Origin of the sequence: Castellaniella hirudinis, from assembly GCF_042651965.1 — a bacterium.
Lineage (GTDB): Bacteria > Pseudomonadota > Gammaproteobacteria > Burkholderiales > Burkholderiaceae_B > Castellaniella > Castellaniella hirudinis.
Genome location: NZ_JBHSDY010000005.1, coordinates 1 through 20,597, shown reverse-complemented (window position 1 = coordinate 20,597; position 20,597 = coordinate 1). Strand labels below are relative to the sequence as shown.

The window sequence follows — 20,597 nt, the reverse complement described above, 5'->3', positions numbered from 1 at the left end:
ACAGGGTTTCGGGGCCGGGTTGCCGCGCGCCGAAGATCAAGGCGCCACGTCGAAGCGGGTGAAGCAGTCCAGCGTGAAGTCCAGGAAGGCGCGCATCAGCGCCGTCTGGTGCCGGCGTGACACATAGACCGCGTGGATGCCCAGGGACGGCGCCTCGAACTCGGGCAGCAGCGCGACCAGTTCGCCGCGCGCGATGGGCGTCGCCACCGCATGCCGGGGCTGCATGCTGATCCCCACCCCGGCAATGGCCGCCGCCAGCAGGGCCATGCTGTCGTTGGCGCTGAGATTGCCGACGACCGGTACGTCCACCCGCGTCTGATCGGGCGTCGTGAACCGCCACAAACTGCGGCCGAAACGCGTATAAGACAGGCAGTTGTGCCCCATCAGGTCCGACAGGGCCGTCGGGGTGCCGTGACGCGCCAGGTAGCCCGGAGAGGCGCAGATCACCGAACGGCAGAGCCCCAGCGGCCGGGCGATCACGTCCTGGGGCAAGGTATCGGTCACCCGGACAGACAGATCGATGCGCTCTGCGGCCAGGTCGACGGCGTGCTCGGCCGCCAGCAGGTCGATGGCGGATTCGGGATGCTGTTCCAGGAACCGGGCCACCACGTCGGCCAGCAGCGTCTGGGCCAGCGATTGCGAGCAGGTGATGCGCAGCACGCCCAGCATGTCCGCACCGTCCTCCGGGGGTTCCGGCAACTGATCGGCCAAAGCCAGCAGTTCGCGGCTCTGGCCCAGGATGCGCTCGCCGGCTTCCGTCAGGCCGACGTGCCGCGTGTTGCGATGGAACAGGCGCGTGCCGACCCAGGATTCCATTTCGTTCAGATAGCGCGTCACCATCGCGCGCGACATGCCGATCGCGCCGGCGGCAGCGGTCAGGCTGCCACGTTCAGCGATCGTCACAAATACCCGTGCAGCCGTCAGTCGGTCCATGTGCCTGCTCGCTTTGCGCAACACTGTGTTGCTCACATCAAAGTTTCACATACAGCCTCAGTCCCGTACAGTAACGCCATCCCCTTTTTGCATTCTTTGACATGCCGACCGGCCCAGGCCGCGCGCGGCGGTCGGCGTCCGCCTGATTCACGCGATGATTCTTCACCATATTTTCGACCCTCTGTGCGGCTGGTGCTACGCCGTCACCCCGCTGGTGCAGGCCGCCCACCGGACACGGGGCGTCCACCTCGTGCTGCACGCGGGCGGCATGTTGTCCGGGCCGCTGCGCCGGCGCATCAACGCCGACTGGCGCTCCCACGTCATGGGCCACGACCGCCGTATCGCCGCCCTCTCGGGGCAACCGTTCGGCGACGCTTACTTCAACGGCCTGCTGCGCGACGAAACCGCCTGGATGGACTCGATGCCGCCGACGGCCGCCATCCTGGCGGCCGAGGAAATCGCCGGCCAGGGCGTCAACATGCTGGCGCGCATCCAGCGCGGCCACTACCTGGAAGGACAGCACGTGGCTGATCCGGACGTGCTGGGCCGCTTCGCGCGGGACCTGGAACTGGCCGACGACGCCTTTGCCATGAGCTTCGAATCCTGGGCCGGCGTGCGCGGCCAGGCCCACGTGGACGAAACCCGGCGGCTGATGGAACGCTTCGGGGTCACGGGCTTCCCCACCCTGCTGACGCAGGACGGCGACGCCTGGAACCAGATCCCCATCCAACGCTACCTGGGCCGCCCCGCCATGTGGCGCGAAGTGCTGGAAAGCGTCGCGGTCTAGGTTGATTCACAGCCGTCTGGAAACCGCGCGGTCAGGGCCTTAAAGCCCCGAACGCGGCAGCGCGACCCAGCGTTGGACCGAGGGCCGGTGCCATTGGCGGTCGGCGTAGTTTGCCAAGCGATGGGGGACGGGGTCGCCGCACAGCACCAGGCGGTTGAGCATGAACGCCAGTTCGAAATCCGCGATGCTCCAGGCCCCGAACAGGGCGTCCGCGCCCTCGGGCAGCAAGTGATCGGCAGCGGCCAGCAGCTTGGCGGCCGCCTGCTGCGCCGCCTCGGACAGGGGCGCGAGCGGCGGCGGGCGACGGAACAGGTTTTCCGATGAACGCTCCTGCCGGATCGGCATCAGGTCGCTGCGCAGCCAGGCCTGGATCTGGCGGACCCGCGCGCGCTGCGGCGCGGCGGACGGATAGAGCGCGGCGCCGGGAAAAGTCTCGTCCACGTACTCCGTGATCGCGGAGGATTCGGTCAAGGCAAACGAGCCGTGCACCAGCATGGGCACCTTGCCCGTCAGGGACTGAGCGACATAGCCGGGCTCGCGCTGCGCGCCCCGGTCCAGATCGACCGGCGACAGTTCGAAGGACACGCCCTTTTCCTCCAGGGCGACAAAGGCCGACATCGCGTACGGACTGATGAAATGCGCGTCGGTATACAAGGTGAGTGGATTCGACATGCCGGGGCCTCCTTTTGCCGCGAGCACGGCCCGATGCATCCTCATCGGGCCGCTGAAGGCATGTTAATCCTGCATTGACAAGCGCGCTCCCACAGCGTGACACTGAATCCGCCCCCCGTTGCAACGGACTCGCGAGGGACGTCAGTCTCAGCAGCACCTATTGTTTTCGAGCTTCATCTCACCTGCGCCACCCACTTTCAGGCGACGCACGTCATCCAGACGTTCTCAGAGGAGATTCGCATGAACGACAATCACGGCAGCACGGGGACGATCAGTCGCCGCACGCTACTGAAAGCGGCGGGGGCGGCAGGCGTTGCCACGCTGGCCTATCCCCCGATCCTCACGGCACAGGGCGACCAACCGGTCAAACTGGGGGTCGACAACCCGCTCACCGGCACCTACGCCATCACCGGCCGCAACGAACTGCACGGCATGGAACTGGCAGTCGAAGAAATCAACGCCAAAGGCGGCATCCTGGGACGGCCGGCCAAGCTGATCGTCGAGGACTCCACCAGCGGCGACGCAGGGGTCGCCGTCCAGAAAGCCCGCAAGCTCATCGACAAGGACAAGGTCGATTTCCTGGTCGGCAACGTCAATTCCGGCCTGACGATCGCCATGTCGGCCGTCGCCTACGAAAAGGGCGTCTTCATGATGGACCCGGGCGGCCACGCCGACCCCATCACGGGCAGCGAATGCCACTGGAACGTCTACCAGGTCGACCCGTCCACGACGCTGCTGGTCAACGCCATCGCGCCGTCTCTGGTCAACCGCTTCGGCAAGAAATTCTATTTCCTGGTGCCGGACTACGCGTTCGGCCACGGCCTGCTGGACGCCTACAAGGTCAATCTGCAAAAGCTGGGCGCGTCCAATCTGGGCGCGGACCTGATCCCCCTGGGCACGGCCGAATACTCGTCCTACCTGATCAAGGCGCAAGCGGCCAATCCGGACGTCATCGTGATCCTGCAAAACGGCGAGGACCAGACCAACGTGCTCAAGCAGGCCGTGCAGTTCGGCCTGGACAAGCGCTTCCACATCGCCGGCGCCAACATCGAACTGGAAACGCTCGAGGCCCTGCCGCCCACCGCGCGCATCGGCAACTGGGTCATCGAGTGGTACTGGAACCAGCCCGACGTGCCGCACGTCAAGGAATTCACCGCCGCCATCACGAAAAAGACCGGACGCGTGCCGACGGCGCGCACCTGGTTCGGCCACACCGCCATCCACGCCTGCGCCCTGGCCGCCAACACGGCCAAGTCCCTGGACGCCGTCAAGATGGCGCGTGCGCTCGACGGCCTCACGCTGCCCCCCGAGGTCGCCCTGCAACCCCACCCCGCCACGTTCCGCGCCAACCAGCACCTGCTCATCGGCACCCTCTGGGCCGGCCACGCGCAGACGCAAGGCGACGCCGGTGCGGACGACCTGTTCAAAATCGACGAAGTCATCGAAAGCAAGACCATCGCACCGACGGTCGAAGAGACCGGGTGCAAGATGACCTGGCCGGCCTGATTGATCAGTCTCATGCGCCGGCAACCGGACGGCCGCGGCGGTGCTTCCTGCCGCCGGGCCGCCCGCCCGATCCCATCCTGGCCGCACGCCGTACCGGACGCCCTGCCGTCCGGCGGGAGCGCCTGACGCCAAACGGAGACATCCCGTGACTCAGTTGGTGCTTTTCAATGTATTCAACGGACTGGTGATCGGCGCGTTCTACGCCCTCATGGCGCTGGGTCTGTCGCTGATCATCAATCTGACCAACGTCATCAATTTCGCGCACGGCGGGTTTCTCGCCCTGGGCGCCTACATCGCCTACACCCTGCTGCCGTACCTGGGCTTCTGGGGCGCCCTGATCGTCTCGCCCTTCCTGACCGCCCTGATCGGCATCCTCGTGGAACGCGTGCTGATCCGTCCGCTGTATTCCCGCGATCCGCTCTACAGCCTGCTGCTGACCTTCGGGCTGGCCTACGTGCTGCAGGACTCGGTGCGCTACATCTGGGGCGCCCAGGGCCTGCCGATCCAGGTCCCGGCCGCGTTGCAATCCTCGCTCAGCCCCACGCTCTTTTTCCTGACCGGCTACCGGGTGTTCATGGTGGCGCTGGTCGCCATCGCCGTCATCATCCTGTTCCTCATCCTCAAGAAGACGCGCCTGGGCATGCGCATCCGCGCCGGGACGCTGGATCTGGAAATGGTCTCGGCGCTGGGAGTGGACGTGCGCATCCTGCGCAACCTGAATTTCGGCCTGGGGATCTTCTTCGCCGGCCTGGCGGGCGTCCTGGCCGCCGGCATGCTGGGCCTGACGCCCACGATCGGCGACCAGCTCATCATGCCCAGCTTCGTCGCCGTCATCGTCGGCGGCCTGGGCAGCCTGGCGGGCACCCTGTTCGGCGGCTTGCTGATCGGGATCGCTGCCGGCGTGGTCACCGTGTTTTATCCCTCCGCGTCCGAGGCCACGATCTACGTGATGATGGCTCTGGTGCTGTTGATCCGGCCGCACGGCCTGTTCGGTGAAGAAGGGGGGACCAAACTGTGAACCACCGTACCGTCAACCAATCGATCAGCCTGATTGTCGTCTGGGCCATCCTGCTGACCCTGCCCGTCTGGATCGGGTCCGTCGGCGGCTACACCGACCTGGCCTCGCGGGTCCTCATCATCGGCCTGGCGGCGATGGCCACCAACCTGCTGGTCGGGCACGCCGGCGTCATGGCCTTCGGACATGCCGCGTACTTCGGGCTCAGCGCCTACGGCACGGGGCTGGTCATCAAATATCTCGTCCCCAGCACACCGATCGGCTTCATCGCCGGCATCCTGACGGGGGCGCTGGGCGGCGCCATCATCGGCCACCTGCTGGCCAAACTGCGCGGCATCTACTTCGCGCTGGCCACCATCGCCTTCGGCCAGGTGTTCTACTTCATCGCCTTCCGCTGGAATTCGGTCACGGGCGGCGACAACGGTCTGACCTTTCATCGACAGCCCATCGACCTGGGCTTCACGCAGATCGACATTTCGTCCAGCCTGGTGTTCTATTACACGGCCCTGGCAGTCTTCGCCGTCTGCGCCGCGCTGATGGCGATCCTGCTGCGCTCGCCTTTCGGCCACACCCTGCTGGCCATGCGCGAGAACGAGCGACGGGCGCGGTTCCTGGGCATCCCGGTCAACCAGCACCTGTGGCTGGCCTATACCCTGTCCTGCGCCTTCGTCGCCGTGGCCGGGTCGCTCTACGGCATGCTGAACAACTTCGTCAGCCCCCACAACCTGCACTGGACCCAATCGGGCGATTTCGTGCTGATGGCGGTCATCGGCGGCATGCGATCCTTCTGGGGGCCGTTGCTGGGCGCCGCCATCTTCGTGGTATTGCAGGACTACCTGTCCAGCATCACGGACAGCTGGATGTTCTTCATCGGGCTGATCTTCGTCCTGGTCGTGCTGTTCATCCCGCGCGGCATCGTCGGCCTGTTGCAGAGGAAGACATCATGAGCCTGCTCGAAGTCCACGACGTCACGCAGCGCTTCGGCGAACTGGCGGCGGTCAAGCACGTGTCGCTGAACGTCGAAGACGGCGAACTGCACGCGATCATCGGCCCCAACGGCGCCGGTAAAACGACGTTCTTCAACATGATCAGCGGCTTCTACAAACCCACCAGCGGCCGCATCGTCTTCAACGGCAGCGACGTCACCGACCTGCCTCCTCACGACCGCGTCGGCCTGGGCATGGCGCGCACCTTCCAGATCACCGAAGTCTTTCCGGAACTCAGCGTGCGCGACAATCTGCGCATCGCGGTCGAAATCACGCAAGACCTGCGGATGAAGCTGTTCGCCACCCGCAGCCAGGCGGCGCGCACCGATGAGCAAGTGGACGAACTGCTGGAAACCGGCGGGCTGACGGCCAACGCCGACCGCCACGTCGGCGAGCTGTCGCACGGCGATCAACGTTCCACCGAGATCATGATGGCGCTCGCCCTGAAGCCGAAACTGCTGCTGCTCGACGAGCCGGCCGCCGGCATGGGCAGCCAGGAAACCTACGACACCGCCGTCCTGATCCGCAAGCTGCACCGCACGCAGAAACTCACCATCGTCCTGGTCGAACACGATATGCGGGTCATTTTCAATCTGGCGGACCGCATCACGGTCCTGACGGAAGGCGAGGTGCTGGAAGTGGGCACTCCTGCCGAAATCGCCGCCAGCGAGAAGGTGCAGGTGGCCTATCTGGGGGAAAAACGTGAAGGCGCTTGAAATCCAGCAACTGCACACCTACTACGGCAAGAGCCACATCCTGCAGGGCATCGACCTGGAAGTCGGGGAAGGCGAGTTGGTGACCTTGCTGGGACGCAACGGCGCGGGCAAATCCACGACGCTGCGCAGCATCATGGGCATGACGCCCGCGCGCGACGGCCACATCCGGATCTTCGGGACGGAATCCACCCACCTGCCGCCCTTCCGCATCGCGCGGCTGGGCGTCGGCCTGGTGCCCGAGGGACGCCGCGTCTTTGCCAACCTGACCGTGGACGAGAACCTGAAAGTGCCCGTCGACAGCCCGGGCCACTGGAACATCCCGCGCATCTATGAACTGTTCCCCCGGCTGGCGGAGCGCAAGCGCCACCAGGGCAAACAACTGTCCGGGGGCGAACAGGAAATGCTGTCCATCGCCCGCGTGCTGCTGCTGAATCCGCGCCTGCTGCTGCTGGACGAGCCTTCCCAGGGGCTGGCGCCCCTGATCGTCAAGAGCGTCTTCGAGGTCATCGTCGCGGCCCGCGATGCGGGCACCTCGGTGCTGCTGATCGAGCAGAACGTCCGCGCCGCCATCGAGGTGGCGGACCGGGCCTACGTCCTGGACCGAGGACAGATCACCCACGCCGGCTCGGCCGCCGAATTCGGCCAGGACGAGCAGCGGGTGCAGGAACTGGCCGGGGCCAGCGCGCAGAAATGGGAATTTACGGATTGAGGGCGCGCCCCGCCGGCATCCTGGAGCCCTATCCGGCGGGCCGGTGCACCACGACGCCGTTCTTGATCACCCAGCGCTGCGCAGGCCGCTTGACGAGGAGCTCGCCCGGCGTGCGCCCCGGCGCGATGACGAGGTCCGCCTTGCAACCCGCATCGACGCCATAGCGGTCCAGTTGCAGCACGGCGGCGCTGCCCGTCGTTTTCACGAAAGCGGCGGGCGAACTGAACATCACGCAAAGCGCGGTCAGCCAACAGATCCGGAACCTCGAGGATCGGCTCGCTTACCCCCTGTTCGTGCGGCACCACGGCCGCCTGGCCCTGACGCAGCGCGGCCAGACCCTGTTCGAAACCAGCTCGAGGGCCTTTCACGACATCGAGCGCACGCTCACGCGCCTGGACTCGAAGGGCTCGGTGCTGCACGTCGGCTGCCTGCCCTCGTTCGCGCTGGGTTGGCTGATGCCCCGGCTGCCCGACTTTCACCGGGAAAATCCGGACATCGTGGTGCGCCTGGAGGCGAAATTCCACAACGCCCTGACGCGCCAGGCCATGCGTGCGGGCAACATCGACGCCGCGATCCGCCTCGACCACCTGGACCATGCAGAGGCCGACGCGGAACCCATCCTCGACGAATACCTGATCCCCGTGGCGACGCCCGAATACCTGACGCGGCATCCGGCCTTCGCTTCAGGGCAGTCTCTGGAAGGCGTCACCCTGCTGCACGATGCGATGCCCTGGGACGGCGCCCCGGAGTTCGTCGAATGGCGCACCTGGCTGAACGCGCAACGCCCGGACTGGCTGCCCGGCCTCGGCGGCGTCCAGTTCAACCTGTCGACCTTGGCGGTCGGCGCCGCGCAGAACCACCAGGGCGTCGCCATCGCGCGCACCTCGCTCGTCATGGATGATGTCCGCAGCGGCCGGCTGGTGGATGTATTCGGCCGCCATACGCCGGCGCCGGCACGCTACGTGCTGCTGACGGAGCGTCACGAAAATCCTGACTTCCGCCGGTTCTCCCAGTGGATCAGAGAGGAATGCCGGAAGTTCGATCGGACTCGCAAGACGTGGCTGCTGGAAGCACGGCCCGCACGAACCGCCTGAGCACCGCCAGCGCCGCCGGGGTTTCACACAGCCCGGCCAGGATCGCCTCGGGATCGCGGCCCTCGGCGCGCAAGGCGTCCGCGCGCCCACGCACGATGGCGGCCGAGACGGCCGGCGTGAATTCGGGGTGAAACTGGGTGGACACGGCGTGCGGCCCGTAGCGCACGATCTGATGGGCGTCGTGCGCCGAGCGCGCCAGCACCTGGGCGCCCGGCGGCAGCGCCAGCACGGTCTGCCTATGTGACAGAGGGGCCATGAAGCGGGCGGGCAGCACGGCGGCCAGCGGATCGGACGACAGGCCGGGCAGGCATTCGATTTCCAGACAACCGAGCTCGATGCCGTCAGGGTGATAGTCGACCCGGCCGCCCAGGGCATGCGCCATCAGCTGATGCCCATAGCAGACGCCGAACAGCGGCATGCCGATGCCCATCGCCTGACGGATCCAGCCCGCCGTAGCTTCGCTCCAATCCAGGCGATCCGTGACCATGGCCCAGGACCCCGTGATGATCGCCGCCCGGTGCGCGCCCGGCGCCGGCAGGGGCTCGCCGTCGAAGACCCGCACCACCTGGAGCGCATCGCCGTCGGAGCCCAGCGCCCGGCGAAACCACGCGGGCACATCGCCTTCGCTGGCGCGGACGTCGTCGGGCGGGGTGCCGACCTGGATGAGGAGCAAGGGTTGAGCGGTCATGGTCATCTCGGGGTCTCCAGCAGTCCGTGCAGCTCGGCCAATTCCTGAATCACGCGGACGCGGTGGCCGACGGCCGCCTGCGTCGCCTCGCTGAGCCGGTAGCCGATCACCTCGACACCGGCCGCCAACCCCGCCTGCACGCCGGCCAGGCTGTCTTCGACAAGTATGCAGCGGCTCGGGGACAAACCCATCACCGAGGCCGCGTGCAGGATCAGATCCGGGTCCGGCTTCCAGGAACCGACCTCGTAGGCGCTGACCACGCGGTCCTCGAAATACGGCAGCAGGCCCGTCGTGCCAAGACAGGATTCGATTTTTTCCCTGGGGCCGTTCGACGCCACGCATTTGTCGATGGTGATGGCCGCCACCACCTCCAGCGCCCCGTTCATCGGCTGCAGTTCTTGCGCAAAGAGCGCGGCGCTGCGCTGCCGGAACGCGGGGATGAACGCTTCCGGGCCGATCACCGGGTAGTCACGCAGCAATTCTTCCGTGAACACCGAGAACCGGCAGCCGCGAAACCGCTCGAGCACCTCGTCCATTGACAGGTCCGCACCGGCTTCCTGCAGGATCTGGCTGATGGCCCGCGCCGAAAGGATCTCGCTATCCACGAGCGTGCCGTCACTGTCGAAAATGATGCCGTCGATTCTCATAAGGGTCTGCCTGGCTCCATAAGGTCACGGGCCGATTGTACCGATCATGCCCCTGCATGGCCCGCTGCGCGGCGATGTCGCGTGCCGCCCTCGGGATAGAGACTCGTTCAGTAGACGGTGAGACACGGACATTACGGCGTTCTGCGCCAATCAGCCTAAGCTTTTCCCACCCGCGTTGCGGGCAGGGTCCGCGCGGTTCGCTGCGCCTGACGCCGGCGCTTCAAGTGCACCAACTCCTCAGGAGGAGAACCCCATGTCACCCTTGAAAAACACCCTGTCCGCCGGCCTGCTGGGGACGCTGCTTGCCGTGTCAGCGACGTCGCCCCAGGCGGCCGGACAGCCTCGCGCGCGCGACCTCGGCATTCCCTTCGTCGGCACGCCCGGCCCGCAGAACGCGATCACGGACGTCAAGGGCGTGACGGTGGGTTATGCCACCCTCATCGAAGGCGAAGGCAAGCTGGAAATCGGCAAAGGGCCCATCCGCACCGGCGTCACGGCCATCCTGCCTCGCGGCAAGCATTACGACCCCGTCTTCGCGGGCTGGTACTCGTTCAACGGCAACGGCGAAATGACGGGCACGACCTGGGTCGAGGAAAGCGGGTTTCTCGAAGGCCCGGTCCTGATCACCAACACGCACAGCGCCGGGCTGGTCAGGGACTCGACGATCGCCTGGCAGGCCGACAACGACATGGTGGGCCCGACCTTGTTCGAAGATCTTTACTTTCTGCTCCCCGTCGTGGCCGAGACCTACGACGGCATCCTGAATGACATCAACGGCATGCACGTCAAGAAAGAACACGTGTACGCCGCGCTCGACTCGGCCGCGCCGGGCCGTGTTGCGGAAGGCAATGTCGGCGGAGGAACCGGCATGGCCCTGTTCGGCTTCAAGGGCGGCACCGGCACGGCGTCCAGGCAATTGAGCCGCGAACAGGGAGGCTATACCGTGGGGGTGTTGCTCCAGGGGAATTTCGGCACCCCCGACGGCCTGATGATCGCCGGCGTCCCCGTGGGCCGGGAAATCCGGCCGGAATCCCCGCTGGCGCACCGCCAGCCGCCGCAGGAAACCGGGTCGGTCATCGTCATCGTGGCCACCGACGCCCCGTTGCTGCCGCATCAGCTCAAACGGCTGGCGCGCCGCGTACCGGTCGGGCTGGCCCGCACCGGAGGGTATGGCGGCAATGGCAGCGGCGAGATCTTTCTGGCGTTTTCGACCGCCAATCCCGGCGCGTTCAGCCGCAAGGACGACAGCTCGGTTCAAATGGTCTCCAACGACACCATGGACCCGCTCATCGAAGCGACGGCCCTGGCGACCGAGGAGGCCGTCATCAATGCGATGGTGGCCGCCGAAACCATGGTGGGCCGCGACGGCTACACCTTGCAGGCGATCCCGCACGACCGCCTCCAGGCCGTGATGAAAAAATACCAGCGGCTCGCGCCTTGAGCGTCAGTCGCGTCGGCCTGATGCCAAGCCGGCATCAGGGCCCGGCATGCGGCTTGAGCGCCGCCGCATAGAATTCGCCCAATTCGCGGGACATGCGGGGAATCGCCTTTTCATCGAAAAAGATGGTGTGGCCGGCCTCGTAGTACGAGGTCGTGATCCTGTCCATGAGCCCTTGATCGTGCGTCATGTGTGAAAGGTCGTAGTCCCCCCAGGCGTAGGGCGTGGCCAGGTCGAAATAGCCGTGGGCCTGAAAAACACGCAGGTTGCGGTTGGCGCGCATGGCGGCTGACAGATGGGCGGCCACCCAGGTGTTCTGCGGAAAGATATTGCGTTCCTGGAGTTCGTAGCGGGAGATGCCGGCGATGTTCGGCAGTTCATGGTCCCATGTCCAGGCCTGGATGGCGCCTGCCGCGACGATGCGGTAGTCCTGCGGATCGTCGCGGCCCAGCTCGGCCCCGTAAAACGATTCGATGACGCCGCGTGCAGGCATCAACAGTTCCTCCATCAGCCAATAGTCGTTCTCGGGCTCCTCGCCCACGGTATCGAAGTCGGCCGACACGCTGCGGCCGTCCAGGCGGCCGACCGTCAACCCCTGATCGCGCAGCAATTCCTTGCGGAAACGCACCACGGACACCCGGAGGTGGGCATCGTGGATGTACTGCGCATCCAGTCCGATGTAGCCGGCCAGCTTCTTCGCCAGGGCCTGCTTCTGCTCGGGAGGCAAGCGATTGCCCAGAGACAGGGCGGGACCGTACTCGGTGCGCACGAACGCCTCGACTGCCCGCAGAAAATCGGGCAGCGCCATGGACTGATGGGCGGTCTTGCCGTGGTGCCACGCAATCGCGGCCATGCTGGGCAGGCCCAGCGTGAATTGCTGGTCCAGGCCGTTGTCCTGCATCCCGAAGTTCAGCGCCGAGCCGACGAGAATGACGCCGTTGATCGCCATCCCATTGGACTGCAGCTTGTCCGCCACGATGCTGGCGCGCGTCGTGCCGTATGACGAACCCAGCAGGAACTTGGGCGACTGCCAGCGCCGGTTCATGCGCAGGTAGCGGACGATGGCTGCGGACATGGCGTCGGCATCCGGCTCCACGCCCCAGAAATCCCGATCGGCGAACTGGCCCAGGGCATGCGAATAGCCGGTGCCGACCGGGTCGATGAACACCAGATCGCTATGGGCCAGCAGCGTGTAGGGATTGGCTTGCGTCAGGTACGGCGGGCCGGCATGCGCATGCCGGCTGGCAAAGTAGCGTTTGGGACCGAAACCGAAGAAATTCTCTGCGAAGGTCGAGCCGCCCGGCCCGCCATCCCAGAAAAAGGTGACCGGCCGCCGGGCGGCTTGGGCGCCATCCAGGGTGTAGGCGGTATAGGACAAGGCGGCAGAGGGCTTGCCCTCGCCCGTGCGGATCAGCAGCTTGCCGGCCGTCACCGTATAGTCCAGTTGCACAGCGCCGACCGTCACCTGATCCTGCAAGGCGGTGGTCTGTTCGATACCGTCCGGTGCGGAAGACCACGCTGCGGCCGGGGCCAGCGCCAGGGCGGCTAGGCCGATTGCGCAGCGCGTCTTCAGTTGGGTCATCATCCCGTCCATCGGTCTTCCTTGTTTCAATGCGCCGCTTGAGACGTGCGCGTAAAAGCGGGCAGGCCGAAGTGATCGCCATGACCGGACCAGTCGAATCCGTCGATGCGGTTCTGCTCATTCACGGTGAAACGCAACGGCCTGGTTTCCGTGACGGGGTCGCCCTGAACGACAGGCAGCTCGGTATGGGACATGAAGACGTCGCCCGACCAGGGATCCAGGGCGACGGGCAATTGCCTGGGCCCCACCTTGAAGACCAGCCGGCCGTCCTGATCGGTGATCGTCACTTTGCCCAGCGCCGGGTTTTCGTAGGCGCCGACGTATGCCGACAATGCTCGCGGCGGTGCGGGGTCGCCGGGCGTTTGCAACGATTGCTCATAGGCGCTGAGCGCGTCGGCATAGACCGCCCGGCGCGCATCGACGAAATCGGCGTCCCGACGCCCCTGCAGCATGGCCATGACCTGGTGCATCAGACTGGGGGCAAGACCGAGATCCAGATCCATGAGGCGGTTGGTCAACAGGACGATGCCCGCCTTGCGGTCGGGATCGAAGGCCACGCAGCCCATAAAGCCGATCGTGGCGCCGCAATGTTCGATCACGCGGCCCTCGGGCACCGAATGGATGAACCAGCCCGTGGCATAGCCGCCGCGATCGGCGGGATGCATGCCCAACGCCTTCATGACGGCCGGAGGCATCGGCACGCGCTGCAGATACGTCGTTTCGAGCGCCTGTTCAGACACGATCCGTTTGCCGTCGACTTCCCCGCCATTGATGTGCAGGCGCAGCCATTGAGCCAGATCGCGGACGGACGAGTTCAGGCCGCCGGCGCCATGGGCGTTGTAGGGAAAGGGAAAGACGGGCTTGGCGCAGGGCGCCTGACCAAAGTTGCACCCGTGGCCGGTGGCCCGATTATCCACGGCGAGCAGGGCCTGGGCGGTGCCGTGGCTGTGGTTCATCCCCAGCGGCCGCAGGACGCTGTCCGTCAAAAAGGTTTCCCAATCCGGCGCGCCGCCCGCCCTGGCAACGATCTTGCCGGCGATCAGATGGAAGGCGTTCTGGTAGGCGAAAGTCGAACGAAAGCTCGTGACGGGCGTGATGTACCGCAGCGCCGCAATGATGTCCTCTTCCGGGTAGTCGTACGTCATCATGCCGGTCAGCACGGATGCGGGCAGACCGCTGCGCTGTGCGAGCAGATCGGCCACCTCGAATTCCCCCGTGACCCAGGCGTCCATCAGCCGGAAACCGGGATACAGGCCGGCGACCTTGTCGTCCCAGCGCAGCTTGCCGTCGTCGACCAGTTGCGCGAGCGTGACCCCGAGGAAGGCTTTTGTCGAGGAGCCGATCTGGAACAGCGTGTCGAGATCGACGGGTTCGTCACCACCCTGCCGCCGGACACCAAACCCCTTGCCATAGACAAGCTGGTCGTCGGCCACAATGCCCACGGCCAGGCCCGGCACGTCCCAGGTGTCGATGGCGTGCTGGATGGCGGCCTCGATTCCGGGCGCCAGCGCCTGCACATCGGCCTTGCTCAGGGCATGCGCGTCCGGGGCTGCAACCGCGTGAGGGCCGAACCCTCCGGCGCAGGCCGCGAGCATCCCGGCAGACAGGGTCCGCACGAAGGCGCTCCGCAGGCGACTGTGGCGGTGAGGACGCGCTGCAGAATGTGATTTCATGCCGGCTCTCCGGGGATGGTCTGGCGCGACCATCATAGGAGCCGTCTTTGCGCGCGGCCTAATGCAAGCGTCTCAGGTGACGGCTCGCTTTGTCTCGTGCTGCCGCACGTGCGACGGGGACACGCCGAATCGCCTGCGGAACATCTGGTTGACGTTGGGAATGTCGTACAGGCCGCACAAGGGCGCCAGCGCCGCAATGGGCCGCGTTTCCCAAGGATTGCGCAGCATCTGGTGCAATTTCTGCAGCCGCTGTTCACGCAGGTAGGCGGCCACCGGGACGCCGGCCAGTTTGAATGCGCGATACAAGGCCGCGCGCGAGCACCCCAGGTGACGGACCATCGCGGCGATATCGAATTCGGGATTGTCGAGATGCAGGTGGATGTAGCGCCGTCCCGCTTCGGCCAGGCGCAGGCTGGTGGCGGTGGCGTCGCTGTCCGACATCAGGGCGGCGCTGATGACAGTGAGGATCAGCGATTCCGTGGCGGACTGCATCACCATGTGCTCCTGGGGACTCAGGGCGTAATAGGCATGCGGAAACTGGCGCAGATGCAGCCGCAGCATGGGCGTCAGGCCGCTGCGCCGCAACGCGTCGGTGACGGCCCCCGGCGCAGGCGCGCGTCCGCCGCAGACCGCATTCAGGCGCTCACGAGAGAGATCGAACTGGATCAGGCGGCTGCGTGAGAATTCCAGCCGTTGGGGACGGCAGGCATCATAGAGGTAGAAATCGTCGGGGCCGATGGACGAGGCCTGGTAATCGCCCTGCCGGGCCTGCAGCGATCCCTCGAACAGAAAAAACAGCGCGAGTTCCTCGGATGGCACTGTCCTGATGTCGCGCTGCGTCCGCGTCGCGCTGAAGGCGTCCATTTCGGCATAGTGGACTTCCATCGTGGCGGTGGCCAGAGAGGTGATCCTGGCGCGGAAGTCCTTGCGCTGCGCAGCATCGGGACGGTCCGCCGTGATGTGCCGGACCTGCGTGTCGGTCCAGTATTCGTAGCGGCTGCGGGAGTCCACATGCCCGGTGCCGGTCGTTTGAAAAACGTGTGTGTGCGGACGGCCCGTCGCAAACGCAAACACGTCGTCCGTTTCGCTCAGATACGTAGGTTCTCGCTCCATAACGCTCCTTTGAGTTCCCTGGGGAATCGCGAAGTCTGTTTGGTGACAGTCACACTGTACTTGATCACAAGGTCAAGATGGTACCCGAGGCCAAATCGAACCGGTACGCCTTGCGGCGGGGGATTTTGAGTCGGTGTTTTACAGTGTTTCTACAGGGAAATGGGGCGAATTCTAGCGTAGGTTGAACTAGGTAAAACCATTTTAAAATCAGTAGATTAGCGTATTTTTAGCCGAATTCGTGAAAGCTGGTCACTGTCCCTGTACTGTACCTCGGTTAAGTACAGTATCTTAGTAGGGAGGCCCCCCTCACCGGTAACTGTTGTTCTTGTGTCGACTGAGGGCAATACGTGTGTGTTTCCGTAGGAACCGGATAAAATGGCAAGTTGCAGATCTTCACGCTATACAATACAAATTGTGACTATAGATTTTTATTGGTAGTTATGCACTCTTGCTGCTTTGATATTGCGCTGTAGTTGTGCTCCCCACTGGCAGCCAAATCATCATGGTCGGACAGAGACTTACATGCGCTGAGGGATATAAAAATGACAAGGATAAGCAAGCCGTTGCTCCGAGTAAACCAATGGCTAAAGACATGGGATATCGCTACTTGGGGAGGAAATCGCCCCCGGCCACCCGCACATTTCTACGTGGGATCGCTTTCGCTAAAGACGCTCAGAGCTCTCAGCGGGGTCCAGCCTCGAACAGTCGAGGATCGTCGAGCTAGCAAAGTGGCGGGTTATCAACGTACGCATGATGAGGACAGGCTGGCGAAGATTGGTCGCTATCTTGAGTATGGATTTCCCCTGTCGACTGGAGCAGGGCTAGACCCACAAATGCACACGGAGTTAGTGAATCCCGGTTGGCTGCCAACCAGTATTCTTGTCAATATCCTTGGGCCTAATGAGGTGCGGTCTCGAAAGGGGAAGGAAAGAACAGTTGCAACTGACGATATAGTTACTATCTCGAGCGATGGAATACATCATGAACTGACGTTTTCAGCTTCAAATGTAGATCCAACTCAGGCATTACCACCACTGGAAATAGTCGATGGGCAGCATCGTTTGCTGGCTACTGATCTGATTTCTTTACCTGACGACTACGAAGTGCCTGTGGTCATATTCGATAACTTGCCTCTTACTTGGCAGGCCTATTTGTTCTGGGTCATTAATGTCGAGCCCAAACGCATCAATACAAGTTTGGCGTTTGATTTGTACCCAGAGCTTCGAGACCAAGAATGGCTCAAACGAGGCGAGTCAATCAAGATTTATCAAGAGCATCGATCTCAAGAGTTAGTGGAGGTCCTTTGGAGAAACCCATCTAGCCCTTGGAAGGATCGGATTGAGCTTTTTGGTAAACGTGTGGACGGGCATGTTTCTAACGCTGCTGCGATTAGATCATTAATGGCGACATTCGTACGGACTTGGGCAAAAGGAAATGATGCCGATGCCGATCCGGAAGATATTACCAAACTCGGTGGGCTGTTCGGCTCGATTGACAAAAACGGAACTCGCTACATCATCCGTTGGAGGAGGCCAGAACAAGCAGCATTCCTTATACTTTGCTGGAATGCAGTGCGTGATGCCGCTGCATCATCAAAGGCCACGTGGAAACGTTTATTAGGCGAACATGGGGGGAAGTCTGGAAACGATTTGGCAGCCTACGCGTTTGAAGGGCCATATACCCTTTTAGCGACTGATCAAGGCTTCCGTGCCATCAGTTTTGCATACAATGCGTTGGCACAACTGGTGTACGACAGGATTGGATTGCTAGAAATTGAAGGATCAGAGGAAGAATCCGAGCCCGCTGATGAGTTCGTTGCAAAGGCGCTGGAGCAACTTGAGTCAAATCGGAGCCTCACAACTTTTGTTCGTGAAGTGGCTACTGCGCTAATTGACGGTGTCGACTGGAGAACCAGCGCTGCGCCTGGAATTGGTGAAGAAGACAAAGTTGTACAAGGGCAGTATCGGGGAAGCAGTGGATACAAAGCACTGAATAAGGCAGCTTTGACTGCCGCTTCAATATCCAAAGACATCAATGTTCGTGATGCCGCTACGCACGCTCTTGCCATTTTGGGTTGGAGCAATGAGTAGCCGGCATCGCCGTAAACGCGGCAACCAAGCTAAACAGACTCAGTCTCAGAATCGGCAGCCACAAAGTGCAACTACGACAGCGCCAGTGAGTCCGATCCCTGCTGATTTGTGTGCCCCAAGTTTGATACAGGGTAGCTACGCGAGCCTCCAAAGAGTCGCGTCGACATTTGGAGCCCCGCTATTACGGTCGGCAGAGCCGCATACAACACCAACGTCTCTAGCCGTAGACGCTCTTGTACATTTGACCGAAGGTTGGAGATTTTTATCTGCGGCGCTATCGTCAATGCTCAACAACGCTCCGGCGCAGGTAATCCACTTTGCATATTACGCTGAGCTGCGTGCCGCTATATCGCTGCTGTCGTCCCATGGCATACGAATCAGTAACGGAGACAACAGTTATTTGGAGCGCAGCGGTGCATCAAAAGTGTCTTCATGGCGGACGATGCGAACGCACACTGTAGTTTGGAAGCTTTGGGAGGCATGGGCTAAGACCCCAGCGGCTGAGGCGCTCCTACTTGATCAGTTGAAGATTCTCCCGTCTGTCACGATTGGGGATCTTAAAGCGTCTGTTGGTAGGGTCGCCGCGAATCCCACGTTAACTCGCTGGGCACTGGATCTATCTATGGGTAGCGAACACGATGCCCGTAATAAGGCAAGTTATGAGACACCAACTGCCAGGACTCCGTTGCAGCCTATGCGAGCCGCTGACTTTGAATTTGTGCGCGACTTGTGGGCGTTGGCTGAACCTAATGGCCACGGGTTGAGGTTCGAACAGGAGCTTGTCAGATATCTAGTTAACGCTGAGCTAAATGACGATACCGTTGTGGCAGGTGAAGCGGCAAGAACTGCATGGCTGCGCCGTTTGATTGATGATCTTGAGAAATCAACTGGTACCCCACGCGCGACGCTTGAATCTTTCTTTGATGGTGAGTCGTCATCTTCGCCAATTTTTCAACTGGCGTTTTCCCCTGATTTGAACCCATCTAATATGGTGGCTCGTGCATTCTTCTTGCTCCGCTTGGCGACACTCATGCCAAACGGCGCTCTTACTAGCTATCCAGCAACACCGGCCAAGGAATGGCTCAAGGATTGGCTGGAGCATGTGGGGCTTTTTGATCCTACCGATGGAGAGAGGCCGGAAGACAAATGGATGGATTTTGAACACCTTAGTCAGCTTCCGGTCCCACCAATGCCGTTACCAGCGCAATTGACTGCGACCCCCTCGCGCAGTACGGATACTCACCTGCTGGCAAGAGCAGATGCGATGCTTGCATGGAGTACTAGTCTTTGAAATACATGGGCTCTAAGCGAGCAATGCTCGGAAATGGTCTAGGCCACGTTTTAGATGATATGGTAGGCCGGCACAAGCGTTTTGTAGATCTCTTTACGGGCTCTGCATCAGTTGCCTGGCACGTAGCACAACGCTATCCGATAGCGACTTTTGCATTTGATCTACAGCGATACAGCGCAGCGCTTGCGGGTGCCGTGATCCAACGAAATAGTCCGGTTAATCCGGTCAGACTTTGGAGTGACTGGTTGCGTCGAGCGACTCCTAAATTTGAAGAGTTTTCTGCGCCAGAGATTAAAGCGGTTAACGCAGCTTTTGTAATGAAAGCTCGTAAGTGGGCATGTCAGTTTGATCAAACCAGCTTGGTGCATGCCTATGCTGGACACTACTATAGCCCCGTTCAAGCATGTTGGATTCAAGCGCTCAGGGATAGTATTCCCCAGAAGTCTCCAAATCGGGAAATTTGTCTTGCTGCACTTGTAATGGCTGCTAGTAAATGTGCTGCATCTCCGGGGCACACTGCACAGCCCTTTCAACCGACAGACACCGCCATCAAATACTTGGAAATTAGCTGGCAACGTAATTTTTGTGCAGATGTGCAAGCAGCTCTATCTCAGATAGCCCCAGTCCATGCGCAAATAATTGGCAAGTCTAAAGTGGGTGACGCTAACGTTGTAGCTTCGCAATTGCAGCCTGGCGACCTTGTTTTTATCGACCCACCTTACTCTGCTGTCCAATATAGTCGCTTTTACCATGTGCTTGAGGCTATTACTATTGGATCTACAAGCCCAGTGTTTGGCGTGGGCCGTTATCCCCCTCTCCATGAGCGACCGAGTTCAAGATACAGCCAGAAGACAACTGCCAGATTAGCGATACAAGAACTTTTGGTGGCACTAGCAGCGCGAGGAGTATCGGCGATCATCACTTTTCCCGACCACGAATGTTCAAATGGAGTTGACGCCTACATGATTAAAAACTATGCATCAGAAATTTTCGAGGCGAAAACGAAAATCGTTTCCAGTGTGTTCAGCACTTTGGGAGGGCCCTCTTTAAGTGGGCAAGGTCCTAGACTCGCACGCCTGAACGCAGACGAAATGATTCTATGTCTTGAGCCGAGGTAATGTAATCTCTACTTGGTAACCTTAGAAATTAAACTTAACGCAGTAGCATGATTGCGCAACACAAAAACCGGCGACAGCCTATCCTGCACTAGCTTCAACCACCTATATTTTCTTCATCATGACTAAGCTTTTGAGTGCTCCAAGGCACTACGCGGTTGCACAAATTCTTCGAGGTCAATGTCCCCGTTGATGAACCGTTGAGCATGTTCTTCATCTGCTGCACTAAGCGAGAATCCCTCCAAACCGACTGATGCGCGTGCGTAATTGACGGCCGCTACACGTCGTCGCACTCGGCACCGGATATCGTTTTACTCAGTTCCGTTTCGTGCGAACCCATCTCAGCCATGGTTGTCTCCCGTGCTTTAGGTAATTATATTTTACAAGGTGTGGGATTTTTTGGAGGCTTTGTCGAGAAAACGAGGAAAAAGGTTTCACGCAGCAATTGTCTTGTTTTTCTGCCTATCAATAGGTTTGAATCGACCCGGATTTTCTAGACAGTCCCGGTTTTCAAAAAATGGCGTCTCTCAAATTCTACCGGG

Annotated in this window: 20 protein-coding genes; 11 read left to right on the top strand and 9 right to left on the bottom strand. The window is 61.9% G+C overall.

The features are described from left to right. Window positions 1-36: 36 nt before the first annotated feature. A complete protein-coding gene (locus ACFO0J_RS08330) occupies window positions 37-933 on the bottom strand; it encodes a LysR family transcriptional regulator (protein WP_376812610.1) in 897 nt (298 codons plus the stop codon). Between the two features lie 154 nt (window positions 934-1,087). Between ACFO0J_RS08330 and ACFO0J_RS08325 the strand changes: the two genes are divergently transcribed. Continuing rightward, window positions 1,088-1,720, top strand: coding sequence for a DsbA family protein (locus tag ACFO0J_RS08325; RefSeq protein ID WP_376812609.1), 633 nt, complete (start codon window positions 1,088-1,090; stop codon window positions 1,718-1,720). A gap of 39 nt (window positions 1,721-1,759) precedes the next feature. Here ACFO0J_RS08325 and yfcF read toward each other — a convergent pair whose 3' ends face one another. After that, a complete protein-coding gene (gene yfcF / locus ACFO0J_RS08320) occupies window positions 1,760-2,392 on the bottom strand; it encodes a glutathione transferase (protein ID WP_376812608.1) in 633 nt (210 codons plus the stop codon). A gap of 240 nt (window positions 2,393-2,632) precedes the next feature. On the opposite strand from yfcF, the gene ACFO0J_RS08315 reads away from it, so the two are divergent. The 5 genes from ACFO0J_RS08315 (at window position 2,633) to ACFO0J_RS08295 (ending at window position 7,324) form a co-directional block, all read left to right on the top strand. Then, window positions 2,633-3,898 carry an ABC transporter substrate-binding protein gene (locus tag ACFO0J_RS08315; RefSeq protein ID WP_376812607.1) on the top strand — a complete coding sequence of 422 codons (1,266 nt, stop codon included), beginning with the start codon at window positions 2,633-2,635 and terminating at the stop codon, window positions 3,896-3,898. A gap of 145 nt (window positions 3,899-4,043) precedes the next feature. Further along, window positions 4,044-4,916, top strand: coding sequence for a branched-chain amino acid ABC transporter permease (locus ACFO0J_RS08310; RefSeq protein ID WP_376812606.1), 873 nt, complete (start codon window positions 4,044-4,046; stop codon window positions 4,914-4,916). Continuing rightward, complete coding sequence (locus ACFO0J_RS08305) at window positions 4,913-5,860, top strand: branched-chain amino acid ABC transporter permease (protein ID WP_376812605.1); 948 nt, start codon at window positions 4,913-4,915, stop codon at window positions 5,858-5,860. Before ACFO0J_RS08310 ends, ACFO0J_RS08305 begins: the two co-directional genes overlap by 4 nt. After that, a complete protein-coding gene (locus ACFO0J_RS08300; protein WP_376812604.1) occupies window positions 5,857-6,615 on the top strand; it encodes an ABC transporter ATP-binding protein in 759 nt (252 codons plus the stop codon). Before ACFO0J_RS08305 ends, ACFO0J_RS08300 begins: the two co-directional genes overlap by 4 nt. Continuing rightward, the gene (locus tag ACFO0J_RS08295; protein ID WP_376812603.1) at window positions 6,602-7,324 is read left to right on the top strand and encodes an ABC transporter ATP-binding protein; all 723 of its coding nucleotides are present in this window, start codon (window positions 6,602-6,604) and stop codon (window positions 7,322-7,324) included. The genes ACFO0J_RS08300 and ACFO0J_RS08295 overlap by 14 nt, the downstream gene beginning before the upstream one ends. A 28-nt stretch (window positions 7,325-7,352) precedes the next feature. Here ACFO0J_RS08295 and ACFO0J_RS08290 read toward each other — a convergent pair whose 3' ends face one another. Next, the gene (locus ACFO0J_RS08290; protein WP_376812602.1) at window positions 7,353-7,553 is read right to left on the bottom strand and encodes a hypothetical protein; all 201 of its coding nucleotides are present in this window, start codon (window positions 7,551-7,553) and stop codon (window positions 7,353-7,355) included. On the opposite strand from ACFO0J_RS08290, the gene ACFO0J_RS08285 reads away from it, so the two are divergent. After that, window positions 7,513-8,418, top strand: a complete 906-nt coding sequence (locus tag ACFO0J_RS08285) for a LysR substrate-binding domain-containing protein (protein ID WP_376812981.1) — start codon at window positions 7,513-7,515, stop codon at window positions 8,416-8,418. The genes ACFO0J_RS08290 and ACFO0J_RS08285 overlap by 41 nt on opposite strands. Here the strand turns inward: ACFO0J_RS08285 and ACFO0J_RS08280 are convergent. Next, on the bottom strand, window positions 8,342-9,106 hold the full coding sequence (locus ACFO0J_RS08280; RefSeq protein ID WP_376812980.1) for a glutamine amidotransferase: 765 nt from the start codon (window positions 9,104-9,106) through the stop codon (window positions 8,342-8,344). The two genes, ACFO0J_RS08285 and ACFO0J_RS08280, sit on opposite strands and share 77 nt — an antisense overlap. A 2-nt stretch (window positions 9,107-9,108) precedes the next feature. Further along, on the bottom strand, window positions 9,109-9,753 hold the full coding sequence (locus ACFO0J_RS08275; protein WP_376812601.1) for an HAD-IA family hydrolase: 645 nt from the start codon (window positions 9,751-9,753) through the stop codon (window positions 9,109-9,111). Between the two features lie 253 nt (window positions 9,754-10,006). Here ACFO0J_RS08275 and ACFO0J_RS08270 point away from each other — a divergent pair, with 253 nt between their 5' ends. Then, window positions 10,007-11,194, top strand: coding sequence for a DmpA family aminopeptidase (locus ACFO0J_RS08270; protein ID WP_376812600.1), 1,188 nt, complete (start codon window positions 10,007-10,009; stop codon window positions 11,192-11,194). Window positions 11,195-11,228: 34 nt separating this feature from the next. Here ACFO0J_RS08270 and ACFO0J_RS08265 read toward each other — a convergent pair whose 3' ends face one another. From ACFO0J_RS08265 to ACFO0J_RS08255, 3 genes are all read right to left on the bottom strand, one after another. Continuing rightward, window positions 11,229-12,776 carry a S10 family peptidase gene (locus tag ACFO0J_RS08265; protein ID WP_376812599.1) on the bottom strand — a complete coding sequence of 516 codons (1,548 nt, stop codon included), beginning with the start codon at window positions 12,774-12,776 and terminating at the stop codon, window positions 11,229-11,231. Window positions 12,777-12,799: 23 nt separating this feature from the next. Then, complete coding sequence (locus ACFO0J_RS08260) at window positions 12,800-14,389, bottom strand: serine hydrolase (protein ID WP_376812598.1); 1,590 nt, start codon at window positions 14,387-14,389, stop codon at window positions 12,800-12,802. A 129-nt stretch (window positions 14,390-14,518) separates the two neighbouring features. After that, entirely contained in the window at window positions 14,519-15,559 is a 1,041-nt protein-coding gene (locus tag ACFO0J_RS08255; protein ID WP_376812597.1) for a helix-turn-helix domain-containing protein, read from the bottom strand. 728 nt (window positions 15,560-16,287) lie between these two features. Here ACFO0J_RS08255 and ACFO0J_RS08250 point away from each other — a divergent pair. The 3 genes from ACFO0J_RS08250 (at window position 16,288) to ACFO0J_RS08240 (ending at window position 20,058) form a co-directional block, all read left to right on the top strand. After that, a complete protein-coding gene (locus ACFO0J_RS08250; RefSeq protein ID WP_376812596.1) occupies window positions 16,288-17,649 on the top strand; it encodes a DGQHR domain-containing protein in 1,362 nt (453 codons plus the stop codon). A 283-nt stretch (window positions 17,650-17,932) separates the two neighbouring features. Further along, on the top strand, window positions 17,933-18,940 hold the full coding sequence (locus ACFO0J_RS08245; protein ID WP_376812595.1) for a hypothetical protein: 1,008 nt from the start codon (window positions 17,933-17,935) through the stop codon (window positions 18,938-18,940). Between the two features lie 5 nt (window positions 18,941-18,945). Further along, the gene (locus ACFO0J_RS08240; protein ID WP_376812979.1) at window positions 18,946-20,058 is read left to right on the top strand and encodes a DNA adenine methylase; all 1,113 of its coding nucleotides are present in this window, start codon (window positions 18,946-18,948) and stop codon (window positions 20,056-20,058) included. A 122-nt stretch (window positions 20,059-20,180) separates the two neighbouring features. Here ACFO0J_RS08240 and ACFO0J_RS08235 read toward each other — a convergent pair whose 3' ends face one another. Continuing rightward, entirely contained in the window at window positions 20,181-20,348 is a 168-nt protein-coding gene (locus tag ACFO0J_RS08235; protein ID WP_376812594.1) for an antitoxin VbhA family protein, read from the bottom strand. Window positions 20,349-20,597: the final 249 nt, after the last annotated feature.

What these genes read in the sequence shown, in the direction of transcription:
- ACFO0J_RS08330 (WP_376812610.1), bottom strand. Translation starts at nt 933, where the DNA reads ATGGACCGACTGACGGCTGCACGGGTATTTGTGACGATCGCTGAACGT.
- ACFO0J_RS08325 (WP_376812609.1), top strand. Translation starts at nt 1,088, where the DNA reads ATGATTCTTCACCATATTTTCGACCCTCTGTGCGGCTGGTGCTACGCC.
- yfcF (WP_376812608.1), bottom strand. Translation starts at nt 2,392, where the DNA reads ATGTCGAATCCACTCACCTTGTATACCGACGCGCATTTCATCAGTCCG.
- ACFO0J_RS08315 (WP_376812607.1), top strand. Translation starts at nt 2,633, where the DNA reads ATGAACGACAATCACGGCAGCACGGGGACGATCAGTCGCCGCACGCTA.
- ACFO0J_RS08300 (WP_376812604.1), top strand. Translation starts at nt 5,857, where the DNA reads ATGAGCCTGCTCGAAGTCCACGACGTCACGCAGCGCTTCGGCGAACTG.
- ACFO0J_RS08290 (WP_376812602.1), bottom strand. Translation starts at nt 7,553, where the DNA reads ATGTTCAGTTCGCCCGCCGCTTTCGTGAAAACGACGGGCAGCGCCGCC.
- ACFO0J_RS08280 (WP_376812980.1), bottom strand. Translation starts at nt 9,106, where the DNA reads ATGACCGCTCAACCCTTGCTCCTCATCCAGGTCGGCACCCCGCCCGAC.
- ACFO0J_RS08275 (WP_376812601.1), bottom strand. Translation starts at nt 9,753, where the DNA reads ATGAGAATCGACGGCATCATTTTCGACAGTGACGGCACGCTCGTGGAT.
- ACFO0J_RS08270 (WP_376812600.1), top strand. Translation starts at nt 10,007, where the DNA reads ATGTCACCCTTGAAAAACACCCTGTCCGCCGGCCTGCTGGGGACGCTG.
- ACFO0J_RS08265 (WP_376812599.1), bottom strand. Translation starts at nt 12,776, where the DNA reads ATGATGACCCAACTGAAGACGCGCTGCGCAATCGGCCTAGCCGCCCTG.
- ACFO0J_RS08255 (WP_376812597.1), bottom strand. Translation starts at nt 15,559, where the DNA reads ATGGAGCGAGAACCTACGTATCTGAGCGAAACGGACGACGTGTTTGCG.
- ACFO0J_RS08245 (WP_376812595.1), top strand. Translation starts at nt 17,933, where the DNA reads ATGCTCAACAACGCTCCGGCGCAGGTAATCCACTTTGCATATTACGCT.
- ACFO0J_RS08240 (WP_376812979.1), top strand. Translation starts at nt 18,946, where the DNA reads ATGGGCTCTAAGCGAGCAATGCTCGGAAATGGTCTAGGCCACGTTTTA.